General features: G+C 43.2%; 1 protein-coding gene and 1 pseudogene. Both read left to right on the top strand.

Going from position 1 to position 674, the window contains the following annotated elements; all coding sequences use genetic code 11:
- A pseudogene (locus AC27IT_RS27770) lies at positions 1–137 on the top strand (cell wall hydrolase); the annotation flags it as partial.
- A gap of 26 nt (positions 138–163) precedes the next feature.
- Positions 164–646, top strand: a complete 483-nt coding sequence (gerQ, locus tag AC27IT_RS27775; protein ID WP_487092259.1) for a spore coat protein GerQ — start codon at positions 164–166, stop codon at positions 644–646.
- Positions 647–674 lie beyond the last annotated feature (28 nt).

The following is a 674-nucleotide window of genomic DNA, read 5'->3' on the forward strand; positions in this document are numbered from 1 at the left end:
CCGCGGAAAACTCACTGTGGTTTTTCAAGCCCAGCGGCGACTGTCCTGCTCAATGGTATAACCAAAATAACACAGGACGATTTAAATCTCACTGTTTCTTTGCACCAACTCAAGCTGATTGTCCAGGAGTTTACTAATTTCTTTTTGTTTGAAGGAGGTTCCTATGAAAAAACCAAAGTCTAATCAACCGCAACAGCAATATATGCAAAATCCGTATATGAGTCCAAACTACCCTTATTATATGCCTCAGCCGCAGCAGCCCCAGCCAGGCGGCCAGCCGCAGGTTCAAGGGCAAAGCCAAGGAGGGCCACCCCCTACCTCTTCTGGAGGCAGTGGTGCCCCGCAAGATCCAAATCAACTGCCTATTGAAGAATCATATATTGAAAATATTTTACGTTTAAATCGAGGAAGAATAGCGACTGTATATATGACGTTTGAAAATAATACGCAGTGGAACGCGAAGGTCTTTAGAGGTATTATTGAAGCGGCCGGACGCGATCATATCATTTTAAGCGATCCACAGACTGGAACGCGCTATGTACTGCTTATGGTTTATCTTGATTACATTACCTTCGATGAAGAAATTAAATACAATTATCCATTTGGCGGTGGAGGCCAACAGTTGAGCAATTATTCTCCGCGTTAAAAAAACCCCTTTTCAGGGGTTTTTTTAT

It is taken from the genome of Brevibacillus sp. YAE8, assembly GCF_057543335.1.

Excerpts from the sequence above, each read along its gene's own strand:
- gerQ (WP_487092259.1), top strand. The coding sequence starts at position 164 with ATGAAAAAACCAAAGTCTAATCAACCGCAACAGCAATATATGCAAAAT.